The sequence below is a fragment of the Streptomyces sp. NPDC023541 genome (genome assembly GCF_055559995.1).
This window is the reverse complement of sequence record NZ_JBVHJO010000002.1, coordinates 605052-630617: the sequence shown is the minus strand read 5'-3', so window position 1 is coordinate 630617 and position 25566 is coordinate 605052. Positions and strand designations below refer to the sequence as shown.

The following is a 25566-nucleotide window of genomic DNA, read 5'->3' as shown; positions in this document are numbered from 1 at the left end:
GAGGGCCGGTCGCGGGCGGACCGGTAAGGCCTGAGGCAAGGCTTCACCGGCTGTACTCTCTGGCAGATGAGCACGCTGAATCTCGACGACTTCTCCGATCTGATCGAGCGCCCCGACGGGGGCGTCCGGCGTGATGCCGAGGAACGCCGTGAGCGCCTCGCCGTGCCGCCCGGCGCGCTGGGGCGGCTCGACGAACTCGCCGAGTGGCTCGCCGCCGCGCAGGGGCGGGTGCCGGTCAGGGCCATCGAGCGGCCCCGCGTGGTGCTGTTCGCCGCCGACCACGGGATCGCTGCCGAAGGGGTCTCCGCCCGGGCCGCGTCCACCGCTCACGAGCTGGTGCGCTCCGTGCTCGACGGGTCCAGCCCCGTCGCGGTCCTGGCCGGCCGGTTCGGCGCGACGGTACGGGTCGTCGACGCCGGGCTCGACTGCGATCCGGGGCTGCTGCCCGACGACGTGGTGGCGCACCGCGTGCGGCGCGGCAGCGGCCGGATCGACACCGAGGACGCGCTGACGGTCGAGGAGGCGCAGGCCGCGCTGCGGCTCGGTATGCGGATCGCCGACGAGGAGGCCGACTCCGGGACCGACCTGGTGGTCCTCGGCGACCTGAGCGTCGGCGGCACGACCGTCGCCGCGACCCTCGTCGCCGCCCTGTGCGGAACGGACTCGTCGGTGGTCACGGGCCGCGGCGGGCAGCCCATCGACGACCTGGCCTGGATGCGCAAGTGCGCGGCGATCCGCGACGCGCTGCGCCGGGCCCGTCCGGTCCTGGGCGACCAGGTCGCGCTGCTGGCCGCCGTCGGCGGCGCGGACGTGGCGGCGATCACCGGATTCCTGCTCCAGTGTGCCGTGCGCCGTACGCCCGTCATCCTCGACGGTGTTGTTTCGGCCGCGTGCGGACTGGTCGCGCAGCGGGCCGCGTTCCGGGCTCCTGACTGGTGGCTGGCGGGTCAGGCGAGCGGCGAGCCGGGTCAGGCGAAGGCACTTGACCGAATGGCGCTCAACCCCGTGCTCGATCACGGCGTCACAGTGGGTGAAGGCACCGGGGCATTGCTGGCTCTCCCCCTCGTCCAGGCGGCCGCCGCACTCGCGGCGGAGCTCCCTGAACGGGCGGCGGAGGAGCCGACGGAATGAGCCGCCGGGGGCCGCGGCCCTGACCAGGCGTGGACCCCGACCGCACCATCACGGACAGCGACGCCCCATATGATCGCTTTTTATGGGAGAGGTCCGTTTGACCAGCGCAGAGACCGACCGCACCGCCGCACCGGCGACCGGTCCGTCATCCGGCAGGAAAGAAACCGGCGCAGACCCCGCCGGCAAGGCGGCGGGGGGCGGCCGGGAGACCGGTCGGGGGAGCGCCCGCTCACAGCGCGGAGCCGCGTTCGCGGTCTGGTACCTGCGCGTCGTCACCTTCATCAACTTCCTCAGCGCGGTGTGGGTTTCGCTCGGGCAGGACCTGCGGCGCCACAACATCGAGGACTTCTACACCCCGTACATGCTCACCGCGGGCTTCGCTTCCGGCCTGTTCACGCTGCTGCTGGCGGTCACCCTCGGCCGCCGCAAGCGGGCCTCCTGGATTTTGAACCTCGTCCTGAGCGGCCTGCTCGCACTCCTGCTGGCCTACGCGCTCTTCGCGTACGAGGAGATCCGCGAGCACCCGCAGAACTGGGTCTCCCTGGCCCTGACCGCGGCCTTCACGGGCGCCCTGCTGCTGGGCCGCCGCGAGTTCTACGCCAAGGGCGACCGCTCCAACCCGGCGTTCGCCGCCGCCGTCGCCGCCGTCGGGCTGCTCGTCACCTCGCTCGTCGCGGCCCTGCTCGTGGGCGCCGCCAACACCTCCCCGGACAGCGCCGGCGTCTCCTTCCCGGAGCGCTGGAAGTACGGCGTGATGCGGCTGATCACCCTGGCCCCCGACGACCGGGCCTCCGCGGCGATCACCCCGCCCGGCTGGGTGGACGTCTCCATCAACGTCATGTCGATGCTGCTGCTGCTCGCCGTGCTGTTCGCCGCGTTCCGCTCGCGCCGCGCCGTCGACCCGATCAGCGAGGAGGACGAGGAGCGGCTGCGGGCGCTGCTGGCCCGGCAGGGCGACCGCGACTCGCTCGGCTACTTCGCGCTGCGCCGCGAGAAGTCCGTCATCTGGTCCCCCACCGGCAAGGCCGCCGTGACCTACCGCGTCGTCGGCGGGGTCTCCCTCGCCTCCGGCGACCCGATCGGCGACCCGGAGGCCTGGCCCGGCGCCATCGACCCGTGGCTGGCCGAGGCCCGCGAGCACGGCTGGGTGCCGGCTGTGATGGGGGCGAGCGAGGAGGCCGGGCAGATCTACGCCCGGCACGGCCTGGACGCCCTCGAACTCGGCGACGAGGCGATCGTCGAGACCGCCGAGTTCACCCTGGAGGGCCGCGCCATGCGGACCGTCCGGCAGGCGTACAACCGTGTCAAGCGGGCCGGGTACACGGTCCGCATCCGCCGCCACGCCGACATCCCGGCCGAGGAGATGGCCGAGCTGGTGCGCCGCGCCGACGACTGGCGCGACGGCGCGACCGAACGCGGCTTCTCCATGGCACTGGGCCGGCTGGGCGACCCCGCCGACGGCCAGTGCGTGATGCTGGAGTGCACCGACGGCAACGGCGATCTGCGTGCCGTGCTGTCCTTCGTGCCGTGGGGGCCCAAGGGCCTGTCGCTGGACCTGATGCGCCGTGACCGGGACTCCGAGAACGGCCTGATGGAGTTCATGGTCATCGAACTCCTCGAACGCTCCAAGGAGATCGGGATCACCCAGGTCTCCCTCAACTTCGCGATGTTCCGGTCGGTCTTCGAGCGCGGGTCCAGGCTCGGAGCGGGTCCGGTGCTGCGGATGTGGCGCTCGCTGCTGAGCTTCTTCTCCCGCTGGTGGCAGATCGAGTCCCTCTACCGGGCCAACGCCAAATACCGGCCGATCTGGGAACCGCGGTTCATGCTCTTCGAGAAGAGTTCGGACCTGCTGCGGATCGGTGTCGCGGCCGGACGGGCCGAGGGCTTCCTGGAGGCCCCCGGCCTTCCGAAGTGGCTGCACCGCAGACACCTGGAGACCCGCCGTTGACAGCGCGGAACACCACCTCACTGCGGCGGTTCGCCCGCCGCGAGTGGGGCCCCATGTTCTGGACCGTCCGGAACGCGCTCGTCCACGACAAGTGGCGGGCGATCCCGATGACCCTGGGCGCAGTCTGCCTGACATCGGTCTTCCAGATCGTCCAGAACACCTCGTGGGGGTTCCAGCCGGTGCAGAACCTCGGGTCGGTCAAGGCCGCCGACCCGTTCTGGCTGGCCCTCCTGCGCACTCCCCTGTCGCTGTTCGTCCCGGCCCTCGACCTGCCGGTGTGGGGGGCGCTCGCGCAGATGCTGCTGGTGTTCGGCATCGCGGAGATCTGCATCGGCTGGTGGCGCACGCTGGTGATCGGCTACGTCGCCACCCTCGCCGGGACCACGTACGCGCGGATCGGCCTCGCGCTGGGGCCGGAGCACCCCTTCGGCCTGCCGGTGTCCGACCGCATCGTCAACGACACCGGGCCCTCGGCGGCGGTGGTCGGCCTCGCCATCTACGTCTGCTGGCGCTACCGGGCGTACCTGACCGGCGCCCTGGTGATCCTCGTCATGATCGGCGAGGTGTTGATCAAGAACAACCTCGCGGGCAAGGAGCACCTGGCGGCCATCGCCGCCGTCATGGCCGTGTGCGTGGTCCGGGCGCGGTGGAGTCCGGTGCGCTCCCGCGTCCCGCTGGGGCAGGGCCCTCCGCCCTGATGCCCGTCCCGGCAGGCCGTACCGTATCGGGGTGACGACAGACCTCGGGCGGTTCGCCCCCACCCGGCAGTGGATGCGGGCCCATCCGCTGGCCACCGACGCCGTGCTGGCGTTCGGCGCGCTCGTCGCCATGGTCGTCGGCTCCTTCGCCGATCCGCACGGCCCCCACGGGCCCACCTTCGGCACGCGCACCCCCGAGCCCTCCTCCCTGCTCCTGATGCTCCTCGGCTCGGCCGCGCTGGTCTTCCGGCGCCGGCATCCGCGGGCCGTCCTGGCGGTGACCTGCGGGCTCTCGCTGCTGGAGCTGACCACCGGGGAGCCGCGGGCGCCCGTCGCCATGTGCACGGTGATCGCCCTGTACACGGTGGCTGCCCTCACCGACCGGCCCACGACCTGGCGGATCGGCCTGCTCACCATGGCGGGCCTGACCGGGGTGGCGATGCTCGCCGGGCCGCTGCCCTGGTACGCGCAGGAGAACCTCGGGATCTTCGCCTGGACGGGCATGGCCGCGGCCGCCGGAGACGCCGTGCGCAGCCGGCGGGCCTTCGTCGACGCCATCCGGGAACGGGCCGAACGGGCCGAACGGACCCGCGACGAGGAGGCCCGCCGGCGGGTCGCGGAGGAGCGGCTGCGGATCGCCCGGGACCTCCACGACGTGGTGGCCCACCACATCGCGCTCGTCAACGTGCAGGCCGGGGTGGCCGCGCACGTCATGGACAAGCGGCCGGACCAGGCCAAGGAGGCGCTGGCCCACGTGCGGGACGCCAGCCGGTCGGCGCTCAACGAGCTGCGGGCGACCGTCGGCCTGCTGAGGCAGTCCGGCGACCCGGAGGCGCCGACCGAGCCGGCGCCGGGGCTGGGCGTCCTCGACGAACTGGTGGACACCTTCCGGCACGCCGGGCTGCCGGTGGAGGTGATCGTCCAGCTGGACTGCGGGACGGGGCCGCTGCCGGCCGCGGTGGACCTGGCGGCGTACCGGGTGATCCAGGAGGCGCTGACCAACGTCCGCAAGCACGCGGGGCCCGATGCGCGGGCGGAGGTGAGCGTGGTCCGGGTGGGCCCGTCGGTGGAGGTGACCGTGCTGGACGACGGGGGCACCGAGCCCGCCGACACCGAGCCGGGGGGAGGCCACGGCCTCCTCGGCATGCGGGAACGGGCCACGGCCCTGGGCGGCACCTGCTCCACGGGCCCCCGCTTCGGCGGCGGCTACCGCGTCCACGCCGTGTTGCCGTGGGCCTGACCGCCGACCGGCCTCTCCCCGCCCCGCCCCTCCTTCCGCTTCCCGGGCTCCGCCCGGCCCCCTCACCCCGGCTGCGCCGGCGGCTCTCCGGCTTCGCCGGCCCGTCCTGTCCGCGCCGGGCACTTTTCAGCCTTACGGCCCGACCCGGTTTGTGCCGGGCAAACCCAGCCTCGCCGGCGTTCGAGGCGCGGGTCCGGGCCGGGTCGGTCGAGCGGGCCCGCAGGGCTAGGGGCAGGTTTTGCGCCACGCGTCGAGGTCGTACTTCTTCCGCAAGGAGCTCAGTTTCAGTTCGCGCGAGCGCTTGCAGAAGCGCGACGTCGACAGTTCGTACTCCGCGTGGAAGACGGCCTTGCCCGCTTCGACGAAGGGCGTCAGCCGGTCGCACTCGTCGTACTGCGCGCACTGCTCGTTGACTGCGAAGTCGAAGTCCCCGACGAGCTGCGGGATCTGGTCGAGGTCGTTCTTCAGGCCGACCGACATGCCCCGGTCGTGGGCGAGCTTCGCGATCAGCCGGTTGTAGCGCAGCTGGTCGTCGGGGGTGAGGGGGAAGCCGGACGTGTTCTGGTAGCCGTCCATGTTGTCCGGCTCGACGGCGTCGAAGCCCTTCTCCCGGCACATGTCGAACCGCTTGGCCATCAGCGGTTCCAGTTCCGCCACCCGGCGGATGTCCAGCCAGCGCTCGCCCTCCCAGCCGTTGCCCTTGCCGAGCAGGTCCCGCGGGAACGCTTCTGCATCCGGCCGGAAGTCCTCCCAGGCCCCGGTGGAGAGGTAGCAGATGGTCTTGCGACCGGCCTTCTTCAGGGCCGCCACCTGCTCCTTGGTGGTGTTGAAACCGTCGACGTCGTAGACGGGCGCCTTGACCGAGGTGTCGAGCTTTCCGGTGAGCTGCCACTGCCAGCCGGTGCCGGGCGGGGGCTGCCAGCGCTGTCCGGGGGCGAGTTCCGGCCAGCGGTGCGGTTCGTCGTCGCCCTCGTCGTCCGGTCCGGCCGTGCAGGCGGCGAGCAGCAGGAGGGGCAGGACCAGCAGGAGCCGTAGCAGCCGCGGTGCCCTCATCCCGCCGCCTCCAGGGCGTACGGGAGGGTACCCCACGGGTGCGGTCCGCTGCCGGGGACGGCGCAGTGCACGCCCGCACCCCGCTCCGCGGCCAGTTCCCCTGCGAGCCGGGCGGCGAGCTCGCCGGGCGGGACGGCGTAGACGAGGTGGCAGAACCGCTGGGCCGGGTGGTCGGCCGTCCAGGGCGGTGGTGCCGCGGCCTCCCGGTAGGCGTCCCAGGGCCCCTCGAAGGTGACGAGCAGGTCGGCGAGTTCGACGTAGCCGGGATGCGGGTGGGCCCCGTGGTTGAGGACGAGGGTGTGTGCGCCCGCGGCCCGGGCGGCGACCGTGAGCCGCCGGTAGTGCGGGAGGAGTTCGGGGTCGGCGGAGGCCTGGTCGAGGAAGGCCCCGTCGGTGGCGTACCAGTCGCGGTGGCGCAGCAGGTCCTGCACCACCGCGGCGTGCGGGCGCCGCCCGTAGTCGGTGTCGGCGTAGCCCAGTACCGGTACGCCGGCCTCCCGGAGCCGCTCGGCGACGAGGGCGAACCGCTCGTCGCGGGCGGCGCCGGGCCCGCTGTCGGGGTTGAGCACCACCGAGTGCAGCCGGTCCGCGCAGCGGATGAGCCGCTCCCAGGCGTCGGGCCGGTCGGCGGGATGCTCGTAGAGGGGCACCAGCAGCATGGGGTCCTTCTTCTCGTCCGTGTCGTACGTCTCGTGCGTCTCGTGCGTCATCGGTGGGCGGTCGCGCGGCCGAGGAGCAGGCAGACCAGGGTGGCCAGGGCCGCCGCGGCCGTGCCCGCCACGACCAGCTGGACGACCCGGGGCTGGCCCAGCCCCGTCAGCAGAGCCACGCTCTGGGCGACGGCGGCCGATGCGCAGACCACGGCCGCGGGCCGGACGGCACCGAAGGACTGCAGGAGCAGTCCGCTCCACATCACCGCCCCGAGCAGCAGCAGGGTGGCGACGCGGACCGCGGTGAGCCCGGGTGCTCCGGGCCACAGCAGGGTTCCGGTCACTCCGAGGGCCAGCAGCACCGCCAGGTAGGTGCTCAGGCAGCGGGCCAGGGTGGTGAGCATCCGGGCCCGGAACTGCCGGGTCGAGCGGGCCCCCTGGAGCCCGGAGAGGCTGCCGCTGCGGAAGCGGTGCAGCAGCCACTCGGCGGGCCCCATGCTGAGGGTGAGGGCCACCGCCGAAGGCGCGGCGACGGCCTCGGCGGGGCCTCCGGCGAGTACCTCGCCCAGGGCGGCGTAGAGCACGAGCAGACCGGTGCCGAGGCCGAAGACCCCGAACGGCACCGAGTCCCCGAGCCGGGGCCCGCGGGGGGTGTGCTCCTCCTCGGCTCCGCGCAGCATCTGCCAGCGCACGGGGCCGACCCTGGCGGGCCTGCGGGTTGCCCGGCCCCGGGCCCGGTGCGCGGCGGTTCGCAGCCCCTCGGCCAGCGGCAGTTCCCGTACGGCCAGGGTGCAGGCGGCCAGCAGGGACACCACGAGCAGGACCACCCGGACCGGCACGGGCAGGTCGACGACGAGCACGGCCAGGGCGCCCGCGGCCATCGGCGCGAGGGCGGCGAGGAGCAGCCGCTCCCGGCCGAGGACCAGCAGGACGGTGGCGGCCCCCACGTAGAGGGCCTGTCCGGCGGCGAAGGCGTAGGAGAACGGCGGCCCGCCGGGCACGGCCAGCGCCGCGGCGGTGCCCAGTACGGCTCCGACGGGGGCGCCGACGAGCAGGGTCCGCCCGGCGGCGGCCCGGTCGCCGAGGCCGAGCCAGGAGTAGGCGCGGTGGGACAGGGTCTGGTCCCAGACCCAGCCGATGAGCGCCCCGGCGAGCAGGGTCAGCGTCCCGGCCGGGAGGCCGAGCCGGTCCTGGGGGCCTTCCAGGAGGGGCGCGCCCAGCAGGTAGGCCAGGCCGGGCAGGGCGAAGACGACCCCGCGCAGCAGGCAGGCGGAGAGGGAGACCTTCCAGGGGTCGGGGGCGGGCCCCGGCTCCGGGAAGGAGCGGGGCACGCGGGCGTAGAGCTCCTCCGCGAGGGCGAAGGAGTCGTGGCGGCCGTAGGTGAGCCGGATGTACTCGTCCGTCATGCCGTCGGATTCGAGGACGGCGGCGATCTCGTCGGGGTGGACGGCGGAGGCGATGAACACGTCGAGCCGTACGGCCAGTTCGTCCATCGGATCGGCGGCGGGCCCGGGATCCCCGGCACGCGGCCTGGGGATCGCCGGGAGCGTGCCGGAGCCGGAGCCCGGGCCGGAGCCGGGGCCGGGCGGCTTGAGCCAGAGGGATCCGCTCACCACAGGCTCCCGTCGGCCGCGAGTTCGCGGTACCAGGGGTCGGCGAGCCGCTGCGTCCAGGCGTCGCCCGCGTGGACGGGCAGGACGGGCTGGCCGGCGAGTTCCCGGTAGATGTGGCGGAAGCCGTCAACGGACTGGTGGAGGGTGAACTTCTCCACGACCCGCCGGCGCGACATCCGGCCGAGCTCGGCGCGGCGTTCGTCGTCGCGGAGCAGGGCGAGGGTGGCGCGGGCCATGGTCTCGGGCTCGCGCGGCGGGACGACCAGGCCGGTGTCCCCGACGGCCTCGCGGACCCCGCCGACGTCGGTGGAGACGGTGGTGCGGCCGCAGGACATGGCTTCGATGATGCTGAAGGGGAAGCCCTCGCTGATGGAGGAGAGCATCACGACGCTGCCGGCGGCGTAGGCCCGGGCCACCTGCTCGATGCGGCCCTCGTAGGTGATCCCGTCGATCACGCCGAGTTCGGCGGCGAGTTTCTCCAGGCGCAGCTTGTAGGCCTCGCAGCCGGCCGGGACGGGACCGAAGAGGCGCAACCGCAGGGCGGGCAGTTCCTCGCGCATGAAGGCGTAGGCCCGGATCAGGGTTTCGAGGTCCTTGATCGGGTCGATGCGGCCGCACCAGCTGAGGGTGGGCACGTCGGGTTCGGGGCCCGCCTCGGGGAAGGCGTGCGGGTCGACGCCGTTGTAGACGGTGCGGATCCGTTCGGAGTCGGCGCCTCCGCGCTCCTCCCAGCGGCGGTTGTACTGGTTGCAGGGGGTGATCAGGTCGGCCTGGCGGTAGCCCTCGGTGTTGAGCTCGCGGTAGAAGCCGAGCATGAGCGCCTTGACGGGCCAGCGCTGTTCGGCGGTGCGGTAGCCGAGGTAGCGCTCGCGCAGGTAGATGCCGTGCTCGGTGAGGAGGAAGGGCACCCCGTCGAGGTGTTTGGCGGCGAGGGCGGGAAGGGTGGCGAGGCCGCTGCTGACAGCGTGCGCGACGCTGTCGGGCGGGATGCGCACCGCGAGCGGGCGCAGCGCGTGTTCCAGCAGGTCGGTCGCGGTGAGCGCGTCGTGGATGGTGGGCGCCGCCTCGGCGGTGGACAGTCCGGGCCGGGTCCAGACGTTCATCAGGAGGCGCAGAACCGATTCGGAGCGCAGGGCCGGGGCGAGTTTCCCGGCGCGGGCCAGGACGGCCAGTTCGGTCAGGGCCTCGGAGAAGGCGCGGTCGGCGGGGTCGGCCGCCGGGTCGAGCAGGGAGAGCAGGAAGCTCTCGTAGACCTGGGTGAAGCGGCGGTGGGCCCTGCCGCGCAGGGCGGACCGGCGGCCGCGACCGCCTTTCGACGGGGGTGGCCCCCAGAGCGGGACGGCCGTGTGCCGGTAGACGTTGCGGGGCAGTTCCCAGGTGACCGGCTCGCGTCCGGAGCCGGTCAGGGCTATGACGTTGAAGTCGACCTCCGGCATGCCGCGGACCAGTTGGTCGCACCAGGTGCTGACGCCCCCGTGGACGTGTGGATAGGTGCCTTCGGTGAGCATGGTGACGTGACGCCCATGACTCATGCGGTGTGTCCCCCCAGGACGGAAAAGGGGCCGGCGCCCGTGGGTTCGCGGAGCGCCGGCGCTGGGTGCTACTCGGTGGTGTCGTGCTGGACGGTCAGCTGGGCAGCTTGAGCGTGACGGCGCTCTGCAGCAGCTCGGGGCCGGTCCAGGTGGAGCGGTTGCCGGCGTAGGCGGTGCCGAAGTCCGCCGTGCCGAGCAGCATCTGCTTCTTGGTGCCGTTGGGGGCGGTGACCGGGGCGACGACTCCGGAGGGCGCCTTGATGGTGACGTCCTGGCCGATGCGGTAGGCGGTCACCTTGCCGTCGGCGAGGGCCTTGTCCCAGGCCGTGCGGCGCTGGAGCTCGACGCCGGTGTCCTTCATCGACTGGTTGACGATCGGCGCGCTGGGCGCGTAGAGGGCGCGGTAGGTGTCGAGGACCTGGTTGAGGACGGGGTAGAGGGTCCGGTCCTCGGCGAGGTTGGACTGGTGGACGTAGTGCGGCCGCGGGTCGTTGGCCAGGACGTGGCGCAGGGCGGTGCGGGCCTCGGCCGGGACGATGTGGTCGACGTAGCCGGTGTTGACGTCCAGCGGGGCCGGCAGGCAGGTGGAGGTCGCCGGGTTGTCCTCGCAGACGCCGCTTCCGCCGTGGGCGCGGCTGGTGTAGATCCAGTTGTACTCGTCGGCCATCTCGGCGTTGGTGCCCGTGTTGTAGTACACGTTCATCGGGTGCCGGGGGACGGTGAGGGCCGAGCCGACCGCTCGCTGGGCGGGCTCGCGGGAGTTGTCGCTGCCGGCCCACTTGACCCCGTTGTCGGCGAGGGCACCCGCCAGGTTGGGGTTGTCCACGGGCTGCTGGGGAGCGGTCTTGAGACCGGAGTGCTCGCCGGTGACGAGTTCGGTCCTGTCGAGGGTGATGCCCTTGGAGGCGGCCCAGTTGTTGTTGTCCCGGATCTGGGCGGAGATCTCGGCGCGGCTCATGTACTGGATCGCGCCCTGGGCGTTCTTCGCACACGTCCACGGGGTGACGGCGGTGTTCTGGACACAGCCGAGGAACGGGTGGGTGTAGGTGTGGTTCATCCAGCGGTACTTGGCGCGGTCGGCGACGAGCTGGGCGGTCAGCGCGTCGACGCCGCCGTTCTCGGCCTTCCACTCCTCGCCGGCGCCGCCGTTGAAGAGCATGTCGAGCTTGAAGTTCTTGGAGGTCTGCCACTGCGCCGCGTACACGGCGTCGGCGGCGGACATCCGGATGGTGCTCTCCTTGCCCTCGCCGCCCGCGCAGGCGTAGTCGCCGGGCGTGCAGTTGAGGTCCTTGTTCCAGCGGGCGTCGGGGGCGAAGACGTCGTCGACGTGGACCGCGAAGTAGTTGCGGCTCTGGCCGAGGTGCACCCCCTGGGTCAGCCAGTCGACGATGCCGCGGGCGAGCAGCCGGAACTGCTGCTGGTGCTGGTTGTAGCCGAAGGTGACGACCAGTTCGCTGCGCCCGTCGTGGGCGTACTCGCCGACGAGGGACGCCCGTCCGGAGCCGACGGGGGCGTCGACGTAGCTGGTGTAGCCGGGGCGGGGCCTGCCCATGTACCCGTAGCTCTCGGGTACCAGGGCGGAGTTGTCCTCGAAGGTGACCTGGCCGCCGAGGTAGGCGAAGGGGCCGGCCTTGCCGGCGGTGGTGACGGCTGCCTGGGTGCCGTCGAGCTGTCCGCTGTAGCCGCCGTTGTCGGTGTATTCCAGCCCGACGCCCGGGTGCGCCCAGGTGTAGGCGTCGACCTGGCGGATCCCGTACGTCGTCTCGTACGCGGCGAGCGCGGCCATCTCGGCGGAGCCCTCGCCGAAGGGGTTCTCGTTGGGCAGGACCACGCCCTGGTACTTGGCGCGCGGCCGCCCGGTCGCACTGTCGGCGGGTTCGCTGAGGAACGCCGCGTTGATGACGGGACGGCCCGCGCTGCCCAGCTGGACGCGGGTGTAGGGCACTCCGGTGTCCCGGAGCTCCGCGGTGATCGCCTCGACCGAGCTGCCGCCGTCGTCGACGACGAGCACCTTGAGGTCGATCCGCGGTGGTGTCACGGCCGCCCGGGCGGTCGCGGCGGGTACTGCCACGGAGACCAGGGCGGCCGCTGCCATGACGGCGGCCAGCCTGTTCATCCGGTTCTTGTTGACCATTTCGGCCTTTCCCCCCGCAGGCGTCCCTCGACACGGCCCTTGGCGGTCGGCCGGGCCGGGGAGGCTCTGTGGAAATCATGCAAAGGAACCCCGCGTCCCCTTGCGAGAGTGGACCGAGTCTTTCGGACCTCGTCAGGTCTACGAGGCAAACCTGGAGCAGAGTCCACGGATGGGTGAACCCGACGGCTGCTCGATCGAACAACTTGCCAAACCTTCGAGTGGCGTACGGGCGAGCCCGTGCGCGTAGGCTCCTTTCAGGCGGCCGTCGGGCCCCGAATACGATCGCTACGGACGGCCGTCCACCCACTCGGCCCACACACACAAACGGAAGCGAGACTTCACCACCGTGACTGCTCTGACTCTCAGCACTGCCGGCGCGGCGACGCTGCGCGCCGACGCCCTCGTCGTCGGTGTCGCCAAGGGCCCCAAGGGCGCGATCGTCGCCGCGGGCGCCGAGGCCGTGGACAAGGCGTTCGACGGCAAGCTCGCCGGTGTCCTCGACGCACTCGGCGCCTCGGGTGCCGAAGGCGAGGTCACCAAGCTGCCGGCCCCGGCGGGCCTCAAGGTCCCGGTCGTGCTGGCGGTGGGGCTCGGCTCCGTCCCGGAGAAGGACGAGTCGTTCGACGAGGAGGTGCTGCGCCGCGCCGCCGGCGCCGCCGCCCGCGCGCTGCACGGGAGCAAGAAGGCCGGCTTCGCGCTCCCCCTGGAGGACGCCTCCGCCGTCACCGCCGTCGCCGAGGGCGCACTGCTGGGCGCGTACGCCTTCACCGCGTACCAGGGCGGCGAGAAGAAGGCCGGCAACGGCAAGGACTCCGGTCCGAAGCAGCCGCTCGCCGAGGTGGCCCTGCTGGGTGCCAAGCCGCGCGACAAGGAGCACAAGGCCGCCGCCGAGCGCGCCGCCGTCGTCGCGGCCGAGGTCAACGTCGCCCGTGACCTGGTGAACACCCCGCCGAACGACCTGACCCCCGAGGCCTTCGCCGCGGTCGCCTCCGCGGCCGCGAAGGAGAACGGCATCAAGGTCCAGGTGCTGGACGAGAAGGCACTGGTCAAGGGCGCCTACGGCGGCATCATGGGCGTCGGCAAGGGCTCCGAGAACCCGCCGCGCCTGGTGAAGCTCACCTACACGCACCCCAAGGCGGAGAAGACCCTGGCCTTCGTCGGCAAGGGCATCACCTACGACTCGGGCGGCATCTCCCTGAAGCCGGCCGGCCACAACGAGACGATGAAGTGCGACATGGCAGGCGCCGCCGCCGTCTTCGCCTCCGTCGTCGCGGCCGCGAAGCTGGGCCTGCGGGTCAACGTCACCGGCTGGCTCGCGCTCGCCGAGAACATGCCGTCCGGTTCCGCCACCAAGCCCGGTGACGTCCTGCGCATGTACAGCGGCAAGACCGTCGAGGTCCTCAACACGGACGCCGAGGGCCGCCTGGTCCTCGGCGACGCGCTGACCAAGGCCTCCGAGGACAACCCGGACGCGATCGTCGACGTCGCCACCCTGACCGGCGCCATGGTGCTGGCCCTCGGCGACCGCACCTTCGGGATCATGGCGAACGACGACGCCTTCCGCACGTCGATCCACGAGATCGCCGAGGAGGTCGGCGAGTCCTCCTGGCCGATGCCGCTCCCCGCGGAGCTGCGCAAGACCATGGACTCCCCCACCGCCGACATCGCGAACATGGGTGTCCGCATGGGCGGCGGCCTGGTCGCCGGCCTCTTCCTCCAGGAGTTCGTCGGCGAGGGCATCACCTGGGCCCACCTCGACATCGCCGGCCCGGCCTTCCACGAGGGCGCGCCCCACGGCTACACCCCCAAGGGCGGCACCGGCTCCGCCGTGCGCACCCTGGTGCGGCTGGCCGAGCGGACGGCCACGGGCGACCTGGGCTGACGCACCCGGTGTGACGCGCACCGCACCCCGGGGCCCGGTCGGGTCCCGGGGTGTGTTCTGCCGACAACGAAATCCGTAGGTTTCTACGCAGCGGTAACTCTCGCTTCGGAGAGAACGCCCTCTCACAACGTGGGCCCGGCGTCCCGCGTTCCCCCGACAAATGCGAAGATGGGTTCTCGGCAGGACAGGGCCCCCACCACAGGGCCGAAGAAGCAAGCGGCCGATTACCAGCCGCCGCCCGGTCACAGAGGACCGGTGCCCGGCGCACATGCATGGAGGACGTGACGTGGCGAACGACGCCAGCACCGTTTTCGACCTAGTGATCCTCGGCGGTGGCAGTGGCGGTTACGCCGCGGCGCTGCGCGCATCCCAGCTGGGTCTGGACGTTGCCCTGATCGAGAAGAACAAGCTCGGCGGCACCTGCCTGCACAACGGCTGCATCCCCACGAAGGCTCTGCTGCACGCGGGTGAGATCGCGGACCAGGCGCGCGAGGCCGCCCAGTTCGGTGTGAAGGCCACCTTCGAGGGCATCGACATCGCGGGTGTGCAGAAGTACAAGGACGAGGTCATCTCGGGCCTGTACAAGGGCCTGCAGGGCCTGGTCGCCTCCCGCAAGGTGACGTACATCGAGGGTGAGGGCCGCCTTTCCTCGCCGACCTCCGTCGACGTGAACGGCCAGCGTGTCCAGGGCCGCCACATCCTGCTGGCGACCGGCTCCGTGCCGAAGTCGCTGCCGGGCCTGAACATCGACGGCAACCGCATCATCTCCTCGGACCACGCGCTGGTTCTGGACCGCGTGCCCGAGTCCGCGATCGTCCTGGGCGGCGGCGTCATCGGCGTCGAGTTCGCCTCGGCGTGGAAGTCCTTCGGCTCCGACATCACCGTCATCGAGGGCCTCAAGCACCTCGTGCCGGTCGAGGACGAGAACAGCTCCAAGCTGCTGGAGCGCGCCTTCCGCAAGCGCGGGATCAAGTTCAACCTCGGCACCTTCTTCGACAAGGCCGAGTACACGGAGAACGGCGTCCGCGTGACGCTCGCCGACGGCAAGACCTTCGAGGCCGAGGTGCTGCTGGTCGCCGTCGGCCGCGGCCCGGTCTCCCAGGGCCTGGGCTACGAGGAGCAGGGCGTCGCGATGGACCGCGGCTACGTCCTGGTCGACGAGTACATGCAGACCAACGTGCCGACGATCTCGGCCGTGGGCGACCTCGTCCCGACCCTCCAGCTCGCGCACGTCGGCTTCGCCGAGGGCATCCTGGTCGCGGAGCGTCTGGCCGGTCTCAAGACCGTCCCGATCGACTACGACGGTGTCCCGCGCGTCACCTACTGCCACCCCGAGGTCGCTTCCGTCGGCATCACCGAGGCCAAGGCCAAGGAGATCTACGGTGCGGACAAGGTCGTGGCCCTCAAGTACAACCTGGCGGGCAACGGCAAGAGCAAGATCCTGAAGACCGCGGGCGAGATCAAGCTCGTCCAGGTCAAGGACGGTGCCGTGGTCGGCGTCCACATGGTCGGTGACCGGATGGGCGAGCAGGTCGGCGAGGCCCAGCTGATCTACAACTGGGAGGCCCTGCCGGCCGAGGTCGCGCAGCTCATCCACGCGCACCCGACCCAGAACGAGGCGCTCGGCGAGGCCCACCTGGCCCTGGCCGGCAAGCCGCTTCACTCCCACGACTAGTTCGTCCCGGGCGCGACGACCACTTCCGCACTTTCGTAAGGAGCAACAGAAACCATGTCGGTTTCCGTAACCCTTCCGGCGCTCGGCGAGAGCGTCACTGAGGGCACTGTCACCCGCTGGCTGAAGGCCGAGGGCGAGCACGTCGAGGCCGACGAGCCGCTGCTCGAGGTCTCGACCGACAAGGTCGACACCGAGATCCCGTCGCCCGTCGCCGGCATCCTGGCCTCCATCAAGGTCGCCGAGGACGAGACCGTCGAGGTCGGCGCCGAGCTGGCCGTCATCGACGACGGCTCCGGCGCTCCGGCGGCCGCTGCGGCTCCGGCCGCCGAGCCGGCCGCCGCCGAGGCCCCCGCGGCCGCTGCGGCTCCGGCCGCCGAGGCCCCCGCGGCCCCGGCTCCGGCCGCCGAGGCTCCGGCCGCCGCCCCTGCCGCCTCCGGCACCACCGGTGCAAGCACCGGCTCCACTGGAGCCTCCGGCACGGACGTGGTGCTCCCCGCCCTGGGCGAGTCCGTCACCGAGGGCACCGTCACCCGCTGGCTGAAGGCCGTCGGCGAGTCGGTCGAGGCCGACGAGCCGCTGCTCGAGGTCTCCACGGACAAGGTCGACACCGAGATCCCCGCGCCGGTCTCCGGCACGCTGCTGGAGATCGTGGTCGGTGAGGACGAGACCGCCGAGGTCGGCGCGCGTCTGGCCGTCATCGGCGTCGCCGGTGCCGCCCCGGCCGCTGCGGCTCCGGCCGCCGCCCCGGCTCCGGCCGAGGCCGCCCCGGCTCCGGCCGAGGCCCCGGCTCCCGCCGCGGCTCCGGCTCCGGCTCAGCCCGCTCCGGCTCCGGCTCCGGCTCCGGCTCCGGCTCCGGCTCCGGCCCAGGCTGCCGCCCCGGTGGCCGCTCCGGCTCCGGTGACCCCGGCTCCGGCCGCGCCCGCCGCCGCCCCGGCCTCCGCCGGTGACGAGGGCGCGTACGTGACCCCGCTGGTGCGCAAGCTCGCCTCGGAGTCCGGCGTGGACCTGTCCGCTGTCTCCGGCACCGGGGTCGGTGGCCGTATCCGCAAGCAGGACGTCCTGGCCGCCGCCGAGGCCGTCAAGGCCGCTGCCGCCGCTCCGGCTCCGGCCGCTGCCGCTCCCGCCGCCAAGGCTCCGGCCGCCGCGGTGTCCGAGCTGCGCGGTCAGACGGTCAAGATGACCCGCATGCGCAAGGTCATCGGCGACAACATGATGAAGGCCCTGCACTCGCAGGCGCAGCTCAGCTCCGTGGTCGAGGTGGACATCACCAAGATCATGAAGCTGCGCGAGAAGGCCAAGGCCGGCTTCCTCGCCCGCGAGGGCGTCAAGCTGTCCCCGATGCCGTTCTTCGTCAAGGCCGCTGCCCAGGCGCTGAAGGCCCACGCGGTCGTCAACGCCCGGATCAACGAGGACGAGGGCACCATCACCTACTTCGACTCGGAGAACATCGGCATCGCCGTGGACTCCGAGAAGGGCCTGATGACCCCGGTCATCAAGGGTGCGGGCGACCTCAACCTGGCAGGCATCTCCAAGGCGACCGCCGACCTGGCCGCCAAGGTCCGCGGCAACAAGATCACGCCGGACGAGCTGTCGGGCGCGACCTTCACCATCAGCAACACCGGTTCGCGCGGTGCGCTGTTCGACACGGTCATCGTGCCGCCGAACCAGGTCGCCATCCTGGGCATCGGTGCCACGGTGAAGCGCCCGGTGGTCATCGAGACCGCCGAGGGCACCAACATCGGCATCCGCGACATGACGTACCTGACCCTGTCCTACGACCACCGCCTGGTGGACGGCGCGGACGCGGCCCGGTACCTCACCGCGGTCAAGGCCATCCTGGAGGCCGGCGAGTTCGAGGTCGAGCTCGGCCTCTGAGCCGAACGGCTTGTAACCAGCCTCACTGTCGGCGCCCCCGTCCGGGATACTCCCGGGCGGGGGCGCCGCCGTATTGTCTACGCATCAGGCCCCGCCGTGTCCCTGCACAGCCACCAGGAGATGAAGCCCCGATGATCACCCCACCCGTCGTGCACTCGCTGCGCGAGCAGATCCGCGAGCACATCGTGGAGGGGATCGTCAGCGGGCGCTGGAAGCCCGGTGAGCGGATCGTGGAGCGGCGCATCGCCGTGGAGCTGGAGGTCAGCCAGACCCCCGTACGGGAGGCGCTGCGCGAGCTGGAGACGCTGCGGCTGATCGAGTCCGCGCCGAACAAGGGCGTGCGCGTACGGAACCTCTCCGCCGCCGACCTGGAGGAGATCTACCCGGTCCGGGCCGGTCTGGAGCAGATCGCCGCCGAGCTGGCGGCGCCGCGGCTGGCGGCCGACTGCTCGGCGCTGGAGCCGCACGTGGCGGCCCTGTGGGAGGCCGACCGCAGCTCGGACGGCACGGCGCAGGTGCGCCACACGGTGGGCTTCCACCGGGAGATGGTGCGGGCCGCCGGGAACAGCGTGCTGCTGCACACGTGGGAGAGCCTGGGCATCGAGGTGTTCACGGCCCTGTCCATCCGCTGGCTGGGAACCGTCCAGAAGTCCTACGCGGAGGAGCACGAGGCGCTCGTCGAGGCCTTCCGCAGCCGGGATCCGGACATCGGCGTACTGGTGAAGCGGCACGTCCTGGGATGCGCGCCCCGCGCCTGAGCGACCGTTTCACCCCGGTTCGACCGGCACCGCGTGCCCGTTTGAATGGCACCCGGTGCCGACTTTTGTCGGATCGACGTTTCTTCGTCACTTTTATTTGATCGATCATCGATCAGGGATTTACAGTCGTCGCGGACCTCAACCAGGTCCATCGACCCTGTCCTGCCCCGTCAGGGATTTTCTTCACCACCTCTCCTTTGTCCGGAAGGCGGCGCACAGCGATGTCCGACCCCGTAGGAAAGCTTCCGAGCGAGCTCGACCAGCTCCCGGACCGCGACACCGAGGAGACCGCCGAATGGGCGGCCTCCCTCGACGCCGTCGCACAGGCCGCCGGTACGCGCCGCGCCGAATACCTGCTCCGCCGCACGCTCCAGCACGCCGAGGCCGCCGGCCTCGCCCTGCCGAAGCTGCTGGAGACGGATTACGTCAACACCATCCCCACCGCCGCGGAGCCCGAGTTCCCCGGCGACGAGGAGATGGAAGCCAGGATCACCGCGTGGAACCGCTGGAACGCGGCCGCCATGGTGACCCGCGGCTCGAAGTACGGCGTCGGCGGCCACATCGCCACCTTCGCCTCCGCCGCGTGGCTGTACGAGACCGGCTTCCAGCACTTCTTCCGCGGGAAGGAGGCCGACGGATCGGGCGACCAGCTCTACATCCAGGGCCACGCCTCCCCCGGCATCTACGCCCGCGCCTTCCTCGACGGGCGCATCTCCGAGCAGCAGCTCGACAACTTCCGCCAGGAGTCCGGCGGCAACGGCCTGCCGTCCTACCCCCACCCGCGGCGCCTGCCGTGGCTGTGGGAGTTCCCCACGGTCTCCATGGGCCTCGGCCCCCTCTCCGCGATCTACCAGGCGCGCTTCAACCGCTACCTGCAGAACCGGAACATCAAGGACACCGCCAATTCGCACGTCTGGGCCTTCCTCGGCGACGGCGAGATGGACGAGCCCGAGTCGACCGCCGCCCTGGCCCTGGCCTCCCGCGAGCAGCTCGACAACCTGACCTTCGTCATCAATTGCAACCTGCAGCGCCTCGACGGTCCGGTCCGCGCCAACTTCCGCGTGGTCCAGGAGCTGGAGGCCCAGTTCCGCGGCGCCGGCTGGAACGTCATCAAGACCCTGTGGGGCTCCGCCTGGGACGAGCTGTTCCAGCTCGACACCACCGGCGCCCTGGTACGCCGCCTGCGCGAGGTACCGGACGCGCAGTTCCAGACCTACGCGACCCGCGACGTGGCCTACATCCGCCGGCACTTCTTCGGCGCCAACGCCGAGCTCGTCGCCCTCGGCGGCCTGCTCTCCGACGCGAAGATCGCCGAGTGCTTCCACACCTCGCGCGGCGGCCACGAGCCCCGCAAGGTCTACGCCGCGTACAAGGCCGCCCTGGAGCACAAGGGCGCGCCGACGGTCATCCTGGCGCAGACCGTCAAGGGCTACACGCTGGGTGCCGGGTTCGAGTCGAAGAACGCGAACCACCAGATGAAGAAGCTGACGATCGACGAGTTCAAGGGCATGCGCGACCTGCTCGGACTTCCGATCCCGGACAGCGCCTTCGCCGACGGCAAGGTCCCGTACGGCCACCCGGGCGCGAACAGCCCGGAGGTGCAGTACCTCAACGAGCGCCGGGCGGCCCTCGGCGGCCCGGCCCCGGCCCGCAAGGTCCACCACGTGGCCCTGCCCGCCCCGGCCGAGCGCTCCTTCGCCCCGCTCCTCAAGGGCTCCGGCAAGCAGGAGATGGCCACGACCATGGCCTTCGTCCGCCTCGTCAAGGACCTGATGCGGGACAAGGAGACCGGCAAGCGCTGGGTGCCGATCGTCCCCGACGAGGCCCGTACCTTCGGTATGGAGTCCCTCTTCCCGTCGGCCGGCATCTACTCGCCGCTGGGCCAGACGTACGAGCCGGTCGACCGCGACCAGCTGATGTACTACAAGGAGGCCAAGGACGGCCAGATCCTCAACGAGGGGATCACCGAGGCCGGCGCCATGGCCGACTTCATCGCCGCCTGCACGTCGTACGCGACGCATGGCGAGCCGATGATCCCCTTCTACATCTTCTACTCGATGTTCGGCTGGCAGCGCACCGCCGACCAGATGTGGCAGCTCGCCGACCAGCTCGGCAAGGGCTTCATCGTCGGCGCGACCGCCGGCCGCACCACGCTGACCGGTGAGGGCCTGCAGCACGCGGACGGCCACTCGCACCTGATCGCGTCCACGAACCCGGCGTCGCTCAACTACGACCCGGCCTTCGCGTACGAGATCGCGGTGATCGTCAAGGACGGTCTGCGCCGGATGTACGGCGAGAAGCCGGAAGACGTCTTCTACTACCTGACGGTCTACAACGAGCCGAAGCCGCAGCCCGCGATGCCCGAGGGCGTCGAGGAAGGCATCCTCAAGGGCCTGTACCGCTTCAACACGGCGGCCGACCTGGCGGAGGCGGCCCCGGCCGCCGACGCCCCGAAGATCCAGCTGATGGCCTCCGGTACGGCGATCCACTGGATCCTGGAGGCGCAGAAGCTGCTCGCCGCCGAGTGGAACGTGGCCGCCGACGTCTGGTCCGCCACCTCCTGGGGCGAGCTGCGCCGCGAAGCGCTGGAGTGCGACGAGGCGCTGCTGCGCGGCGAGGTGCGCACCCCGTACGTCACCCGTGCGCTGGAAGGCGCCCAGGGACCGGTCCTCGCCGTGTCCGACTGGATGCGTCAGGTACCGGACCAGATCAGCCAGTGGGTGGAGCAGGACTACACCTCGCTGGGCACGGACGGTTTCGGTCTGTCCGACACCCGTGAGGGTGCCCGCCGCCACTTCGGCGTCGACGCCCAGTCGATCGTGGTGGCCGCGCTGGCCCAGCTCGCCCGCCGCGGCGAGGTTCCGGCCTCCGCGGTCAAGGAGGCCCGGGAGCGCTACGGCCTGTAGGGAGTGTCTCGCCGATCATGCCGGGCTCGCGGGGGCCTGATCCGGCCTGATCAACAAGACACCCCGTGGGCCCCGGCAGACCGGTACGACCCGCCCGTGAGGCGGCCCGCCCAGGAGGGGACGGGCCGCCTCACGGCGTTTCGGCAGGTTCTCCCCGCGCGTCGGCCCTGCTGTCGGTCCTGCTGTCGGCCGGCGGTGTCGGGGGGCGGGAGCCGCCTTGGCGACGCAGGCCGGTGCGGACGCCTCCGCCCTGCATCCGGACGTGGAGCCTGCGGGCGTACTCGCCGGCTTCCGGGGGCGGCGGCCCGTCCCCGGGCCGTACGGCAGGTGCCGAGGGTCCGCCGTCCCACAGGCTGCCGCCCGGCCCGTCCTTCTCGCGTTCCCGGACCCACGCCTCGATCAATGCCCTCATCCGGGTGTCCACGGCATCGACCACAGCTCTTCCGAGGAGGCCGTCGGCCCGTCGGCGCGCGGCCACCACCGTACGGCGGGCAGCCTCCTCCGCCTCGGCCTGCCGGGCGCGCGCCCTCCCGACGGCCTCCTCGGCGACATCGACGGCCCGGACGGCGGCGGAACGCGCCTGCGCGAGCACGGCCCGGGCCTGCTCGTGCAGGGCTTCGGCGGCGCGCTCCGCGTTCTCGCGGATCTCCGCCGCGGCCCGCTCCGCCTCGCCGCGCACGACGGCAGCCTCCTCCTCGGCGCGGCGGCGCAGCTGCGCCGCGGCCGGCGGGAGGCACCCCTCGGCGGGGGCGTGAGCGTCCAGTTGCGCACGTAATTCGGCCACGACCCGGGCGGCGCTCTCCGGACGTTCCGCCGGGTCCTTCGCGAGCAGACGCATCACCAGCGCGACGACTCCCTCGGGGACGCCCGGGGCCAGTTCCGCGGTCAGCGGCGGGGCCGGGGTGTGCACCTGCTGGAAGAGCAGCGCGATGCGCTCCCCGGCGAAGGGCGGCCGCCCCGTCAGCCCCTCGTACAGCATGCATCCCAGACTGTAGAGGTCGGTCCGGGGGCCGATGTCCGCGTACCCGGCGCACTGTTCGGGCGAGGTGTAGGCGAAGGTGCCCATCGCGCTGCCGTCCGCGGTCTTCGGCCCCACCCTGAGCGAGTCGGTCAGTATCTTGGCGAGGCCGAAGTCCAGGACCTTGACGACACCCGTGTCGGTGAGGAAGACGTTCTGCGGCTTGATGTCCCGGTGCAGGATGCCGCGGCGGTGCGCCGCGGCCAGCGCCTCGGCCGTCTGGCAGCCCCAGTTCACCAGGTCGTACCACGGCACCGGTCGGTCCTCCCGGAACACCTGGGCCAGGGTGCGGCCGCGGAGGAGTTCCATCACGAGGTAGAGCACGCGGCCTCCCGCCAGGGCGGCCTCGCCCCAGTCGTGCGCGGTGACCGTGTGCCGGTGGGGCAGGTTGCCCAGCGAGCGGACCTCGTGCGCGAACCGCCGCTCGGCCTCCTCGGCCTCCGCGCCGGGCGGCATGCGTACGAGTTTCAGGGCGACCGGGCGGTGCATCCGTTCGTCCTCGGCGGCCCAGACGTCGCCCATTCCGCCACTGCCGAGCCGGCGCTTCAGGTGGTAGCGGCCACCGAGCGTCGTCCTTTCCATCGGTCCCCCTCGCCCCGGTCCCGCCCCCCGCGGCGGAATCTCGCGGTGGCGGTGCGCGCCCCCACCCATGATGCTGGATCCCGTGATGGACGAGACGGAGTTCTGGGAGATCGTCGACCGTACGCGCGAGGCAGCCGACGGCGACGCCGAGGAGCATGCCGAGCTGCTCGTGGAGCGGCTGCTGCAGCTCGATCCGGATTCCGTCCTGGACTTCGCCCGGCACTTCGAGTCCCGGTACAACCGGGCGTACACCTGGGACCTGTGGGGTGCGGCCTGGGTGCTGCTCGACGGCGCGAGCGACGACGCCTTCGACTACTTCCGCTGCTGGCTGATCGGCCAGGGGCGGGAGGTCTTCGAGGGCGGGGTGCACGATCCGGACCATCTGGCGGAGCTGCTGGGCGACTTCGACGAGGAGATCGACGGGGACGGCGAGGAGCTCGGGTACGCGGCCGACGAGGCGTACGAGCAGCTGACCGGGGCGGTGGCCCCGGATCTGGGCGTTCCGTTGCAGGCGGCGGAGCCGGAGGGCACCCCGCTGGACTTCGAGAACGAAGCCGTGCTCGCGGAGCGCTTCCCCCGGCTGTGGGACCGGTTCCGCGCCTGATGAGCCTGCCTGATCAGTAGTGCGTGCCGCCGTCGATGCGGATCTCGGTGCCGGTGATGAAGGCGCCGTCCTCGGAGCCGAGCATGGCGACGACGCCTGCGACGGTCTCGGGGCCGGCGAAGCCCTGGCCGATGGCCGGGGCGAGCTTGCCGAAGAGGGACCAGTCGGTGTCCTCGGGCAGGCCGGGGCCGTTGCCGGTGGTCATGCCGCTCTCGATGGAGCCGGGCGCGACGCTGACGCAGCGCAGGCCCTGCTTGCTGTACTCGGCGGCCAGCGCGTGGGTCATGGACTGGATGCCGCCCTTACTGGCCGCGTAGGCGGACATGTAGGGGTGGGCGAAGGACGCCGAGGTGGAGCTGAAGTTCACGACGACCGGCCGGTCGCCCGCGAGGAGTGCCGGGAGGGACTCGCGGATCATCAGGAAGGTGCCGGTCAGGTTGACCGCGATGACCTGGTTCCACAGGTCGAGCGTGGTCCGGTGGGTGTGCGCGGAGCGCAGGATGCCCGCCGCGTTGACGAGTACGTCGATCCCGCCGAGGGCGCGGGTCGCGGCGGCGACGCCTTCCCTGACGGCGTTCTCGTCGGATATGTCGAGGAGCGCGGTGGTGAGCCGGTCCGCGTGGCCCGCGGCGGCGGCGTGTTCGGCGGTGGCCTTGAGGCCCGCTTCGCTGATGTCCACCGCGTGGACCCGGCCGCCCTCGGCGAGGAGGCGGTGGACGGTGGCGCGGCCGATGCCGGAGCCGCCGCCGGTGATGAGGACGCGTCGTCCTTCGTAACGGTTCATGGCGTGAGGGTACCGAAGAAGTGGCACGTTTTGTCATGGTGACAAAGAAGGCCAGGCCGAAGGGGTGGACGGTAGGCTTCACCGCGTGAAATCCCCTCGCCCGTACGCCCCCCAGGGCGGCCCCGGGGCCCAGTCCCTGACCGAGCGCCGCAAGGCGGCGACGCAGCTCGACATCGCCCGCGCCGCCTGCGAGCTGTTCGCCGAGCACGGCCCCGACGGCACCACCGCCGAGGACATCGCCCACCGCGCGGGCGTGGCGCTGCGCACCTTCTACCGCTATTTCCGCAACAAGCAGGAGGCCGTGGCCCCGCTGCTGGCGGGCGGCGGCGACGCCTGGCGCGCGCTGCTCGCGCAGGAGGACCCGGGAACGCCCCTCGCGGAGGCGCTGGAGCGTGCCGTCACCCGGTCACTGAGCGGTCCTCAAGCGGTCGAGGAGGGCCTGGAGGTGACCCGCGGCCTGCTGCGCGCGGCGGCGGACGACCAGGCGTTGCGCGCGGTCTGGTACCGCGTGAACCAGGACTCCGAGGAGGGCCTGGTGCCCGTGATCGGCAGGCTGGCGGGGCCGGACGCGGACCTGCGGGAGGTACGGCTGCTGGCCGCCGCGGCCACGGACGCGATCCGGGTGGCGCTGGAGCTGTGGTCGGCGACGGACGTCCCGGTGTCGGGGCCGGGCTCCCCCGCCGAGCTCGCGGTCCTGTGCCTGCGCGACCTCACAGGAGCGATGCCCCTGCTGCGCTGAACCAGCGCTGCAGGGGCATCGCCCCGGCCCCACGGCCCTCCGCGGTCAGACGGGTGTCAGGGTCTCAGCGGCCGCCACCCCAGCCGCCACCGCCACCGTTGCCACCACCGCCGCCACCGTTGCCGCCGCCCCAGTCACCGTGGCCGCCGCCACCGCCGCCGTTGCCGCCGCCCCAGTCACCGTTGCCGCCGCCACCGCGGCCGCCCCAGTCGCCGTTGCCGTCACCACCGCGGCCGTTGCCCCAGTCGCCGTTACCGCCGCGGCCGTTGCCCCAGTCGCCGTTGCCACCGCGGCCGCTGCCCCAGTCGCCGTTGCCACCGCGGCCGCTGCCCCAGTCGTTCCAGTTGCCGTTGCCGCCGCGGCCGGAGTCGTTCCAGTTGGCGTCGTGCCAGTTGTTGCGGCGCCAGTCGGAGTCGTTCCAGTTGCTGTCGCGCCAGTGGCCGCGGTCGCCGCCGACGCCCGCGTTGTCCCAGCACCAGCTGGGCCGGTCGCGCCAGTCGCGGTTGCAGCAGTAGTCCCAGCGGGCGTCGGAGCGGTTCGAGGGGTACCGGTAGCAGTCGTAGCCGCCGTTCCCGCCGCCGCCACCACCGGTGACGGCCGCGGCCGAGGCGGCGACGGGCAGCAGACCGATGGCAATACCTGCGGCTCCGGTCATGGCTGCCGCAACGATCCTACGGCGCATTCTCATGCACCTCCGAACATGTCTCGCTTATTGTGCCTTTAGGTCATTTCCACCCTCACTCC

Annotated in this window: 19 protein-coding genes; 11 read left to right on the top strand and 8 right to left on the bottom strand. The window is 72.1% G+C overall.

Annotated features, from left to right (window positions below):
* The first annotated feature begins 75 nt into the window (after window positions 1-75).
* The 4 genes from cobT to ACZ3X1_RS06885 all read left to right on the top strand — a co-directional run bounded on the left by cobT (window position 76) and on the right by ACZ3X1_RS06885 (window position 5017).
* The gene (gene cobT, locus ACZ3X1_RS06900) at window positions 76-1131 is read left to right on the top strand and encodes a nicotinate-nucleotide--dimethylbenzimidazole phosphoribosyltransferase (protein ID WP_467277612.1); all 1056 of its coding nucleotides are present in this window, start codon (window positions 76-78) and stop codon (window positions 1129-1131) included.
* Window positions 1132-1213: 82 nt separating this feature from the next.
* Window positions 1214-3079 (top strand): phosphatidylglycerol lysyltransferase domain-containing protein, encoded by a 1866-nt coding sequence (locus ACZ3X1_RS06895; protein ID WP_467277355.1) that lies wholly within the window; start codon window positions 1214-1216, stop codon window positions 3077-3079.
* A gap of 53 nt (window positions 3080-3132) precedes the next feature.
* Window positions 3133-3777 (top strand): hypothetical protein, encoded by a 645-nt coding sequence (locus tag ACZ3X1_RS06890; RefSeq protein WP_390075176.1) that lies wholly within the window; start codon window positions 3133-3135, stop codon window positions 3775-3777.
* A gap of 73 nt (window positions 3778-3850) precedes the next feature.
* Window positions 3851-5017 (top strand): sensor histidine kinase, encoded by a 1167-nt coding sequence (locus ACZ3X1_RS06885; protein WP_356815269.1) that lies wholly within the window; start codon window positions 3851-3853, stop codon window positions 5015-5017.
* A 225-nt stretch (window positions 5018-5242) separates the two neighbouring features.
* Here the strand turns inward: ACZ3X1_RS06885 and ACZ3X1_RS06880 are convergent, their stop codons facing one another.
* From ACZ3X1_RS06880 to ACZ3X1_RS06860, 5 genes are all read right to left on the bottom strand, one after another.
* Window positions 5243-6070: an endo alpha-1,4 polygalactosaminidase gene (locus ACZ3X1_RS06880; RefSeq protein ID WP_467277352.1), complete on the bottom strand. Its 828-nt coding sequence runs from the start codon at window positions 6068-6070 to the stop codon at window positions 5243-5245.
* On the bottom strand, window positions 6067-6780 hold the full coding sequence (locus ACZ3X1_RS06875; protein WP_362631247.1) for a spherulation-specific family 4 protein: 714 nt from the start codon (window positions 6778-6780) through the stop codon (window positions 6067-6069). Before ACZ3X1_RS06875 ends, ACZ3X1_RS06880 begins: the two co-directional genes overlap by 4 nt.
* Window positions 6777-8333 carry a hypothetical protein gene (locus tag ACZ3X1_RS06870; protein WP_467277348.1) on the bottom strand — a complete coding sequence of 519 codons (1557 nt, stop codon included), beginning with the start codon at window positions 8331-8333 and terminating at the stop codon, window positions 6777-6779. Before ACZ3X1_RS06870 ends, ACZ3X1_RS06875 begins: the two co-directional genes overlap by 4 nt.
* Entirely contained in the window at window positions 8330-9865 is a 1536-nt protein-coding gene (pelF, locus tag ACZ3X1_RS06865; protein WP_467277344.1) for a GT4 family glycosyltransferase PelF, read from the bottom strand. Before pelF ends, ACZ3X1_RS06870 begins: the two co-directional genes overlap by 4 nt.
* Window positions 9866-9959: 94 nt before the next feature.
* Window positions 9960-11999, bottom strand: a complete 2040-nt coding sequence (locus ACZ3X1_RS06860; protein ID WP_356815262.1) for a hypothetical protein — start codon at window positions 11997-11999, stop codon at window positions 9960-9962.
* Between the two features lie 346 nt (window positions 12000-12345).
* Between ACZ3X1_RS06860 and ACZ3X1_RS06855 the strand changes: the two genes are divergently transcribed.
* The 5 genes from ACZ3X1_RS06855 (at window position 12346) to aceE (ending at window position 21095) form a co-directional block, all read left to right on the top strand.
* Window positions 12346-13881 carry a leucyl aminopeptidase gene (locus tag ACZ3X1_RS06855; protein WP_356815263.1) on the top strand — a complete coding sequence of 512 codons (1536 nt, stop codon included), beginning with the start codon at window positions 12346-12348 and terminating at the stop codon, window positions 13879-13881.
* A 286-nt stretch (window positions 13882-14167) separates the two neighbouring features.
* Window positions 14168-15556, top strand: coding sequence for a dihydrolipoyl dehydrogenase (lpdA, locus tag ACZ3X1_RS06850; protein WP_356815264.1), 1389 nt, complete (start codon window positions 14168-14170; stop codon window positions 15554-15556).
* A 54-nt stretch (window positions 15557-15610) separates the two neighbouring features.
* Window positions 15611-17431, top strand: a complete 1821-nt coding sequence (gene sucB / locus ACZ3X1_RS06845; protein ID WP_467277335.1) for a 2-oxoglutarate dehydrogenase, E2 component, dihydrolipoamide succinyltransferase — start codon at window positions 15611-15613, stop codon at window positions 17429-17431.
* Window positions 17432-17565: 134 nt separating this feature from the next.
* On the top strand, window positions 17566-18189 hold the full coding sequence (locus ACZ3X1_RS06840; RefSeq protein ID WP_030654838.1) for a GntR family transcriptional regulator: 624 nt from the start codon (window positions 17566-17568) through the stop codon (window positions 18187-18189).
* Between the two features lie 221 nt (window positions 18190-18410).
* Window positions 18411-21095, top strand: a complete 2685-nt coding sequence (aceE, locus tag ACZ3X1_RS06835) for a pyruvate dehydrogenase (acetyl-transferring), homodimeric type (RefSeq protein WP_467277333.1) — start codon at window positions 18411-18413, stop codon at window positions 21093-21095.
* A 130-nt stretch (window positions 21096-21225) separates the two neighbouring features.
* Here the strand turns inward: aceE and ACZ3X1_RS06830 are convergent, their stop codons facing one another.
* Entirely contained in the window at window positions 21226-22695 is a 1470-nt protein-coding gene (locus ACZ3X1_RS06830) for a serine/threonine-protein kinase (protein WP_467277330.1), read from the bottom strand.
* A gap of 85 nt (window positions 22696-22780) precedes the next feature.
* On the opposite strand from ACZ3X1_RS06830, the gene ACZ3X1_RS06825 reads away from it, so the two are divergent.
* Window positions 22781-23299 carry a DUF4240 domain-containing protein gene (locus ACZ3X1_RS06825; RefSeq protein WP_356812186.1) on the top strand — a complete coding sequence of 173 codons (519 nt, stop codon included), beginning with the start codon at window positions 22781-22783 and terminating at the stop codon, window positions 23297-23299.
* Window positions 23300-23312: 13 nt separating this feature from the next.
* Here the strand turns inward: ACZ3X1_RS06825 and ACZ3X1_RS06820 are convergent, their stop codons facing one another.
* Window positions 23313-24083: an SDR family NAD(P)-dependent oxidoreductase gene (locus ACZ3X1_RS06820; protein ID WP_356812185.1), complete on the bottom strand. Its 771-nt coding sequence runs from the start codon at window positions 24081-24083 to the stop codon at window positions 23313-23315.
* 85 nt (window positions 24084-24168) lie between these two features.
* Between ACZ3X1_RS06820 and ACZ3X1_RS06815 the strand changes: the two genes are divergently transcribed.
* Complete coding sequence (locus ACZ3X1_RS06815) at window positions 24169-24822, top strand: TetR/AcrR family transcriptional regulator (protein ID WP_356812184.1); 654 nt, start codon at window positions 24169-24171, stop codon at window positions 24820-24822.
* A 64-nt stretch (window positions 24823-24886) separates the two neighbouring features.
* On the opposite strand, the gene ACZ3X1_RS06810 is transcribed toward ACZ3X1_RS06815, so the two are convergent.
* The gene (locus ACZ3X1_RS06810) at window positions 24887-25477 is read right to left on the bottom strand and encodes a hypothetical protein (protein WP_467277325.1); all 591 of its coding nucleotides are present in this window, start codon (window positions 25475-25477) and stop codon (window positions 24887-24889) included.
* Window positions 25478-25566 lie beyond the last annotated feature (89 nt).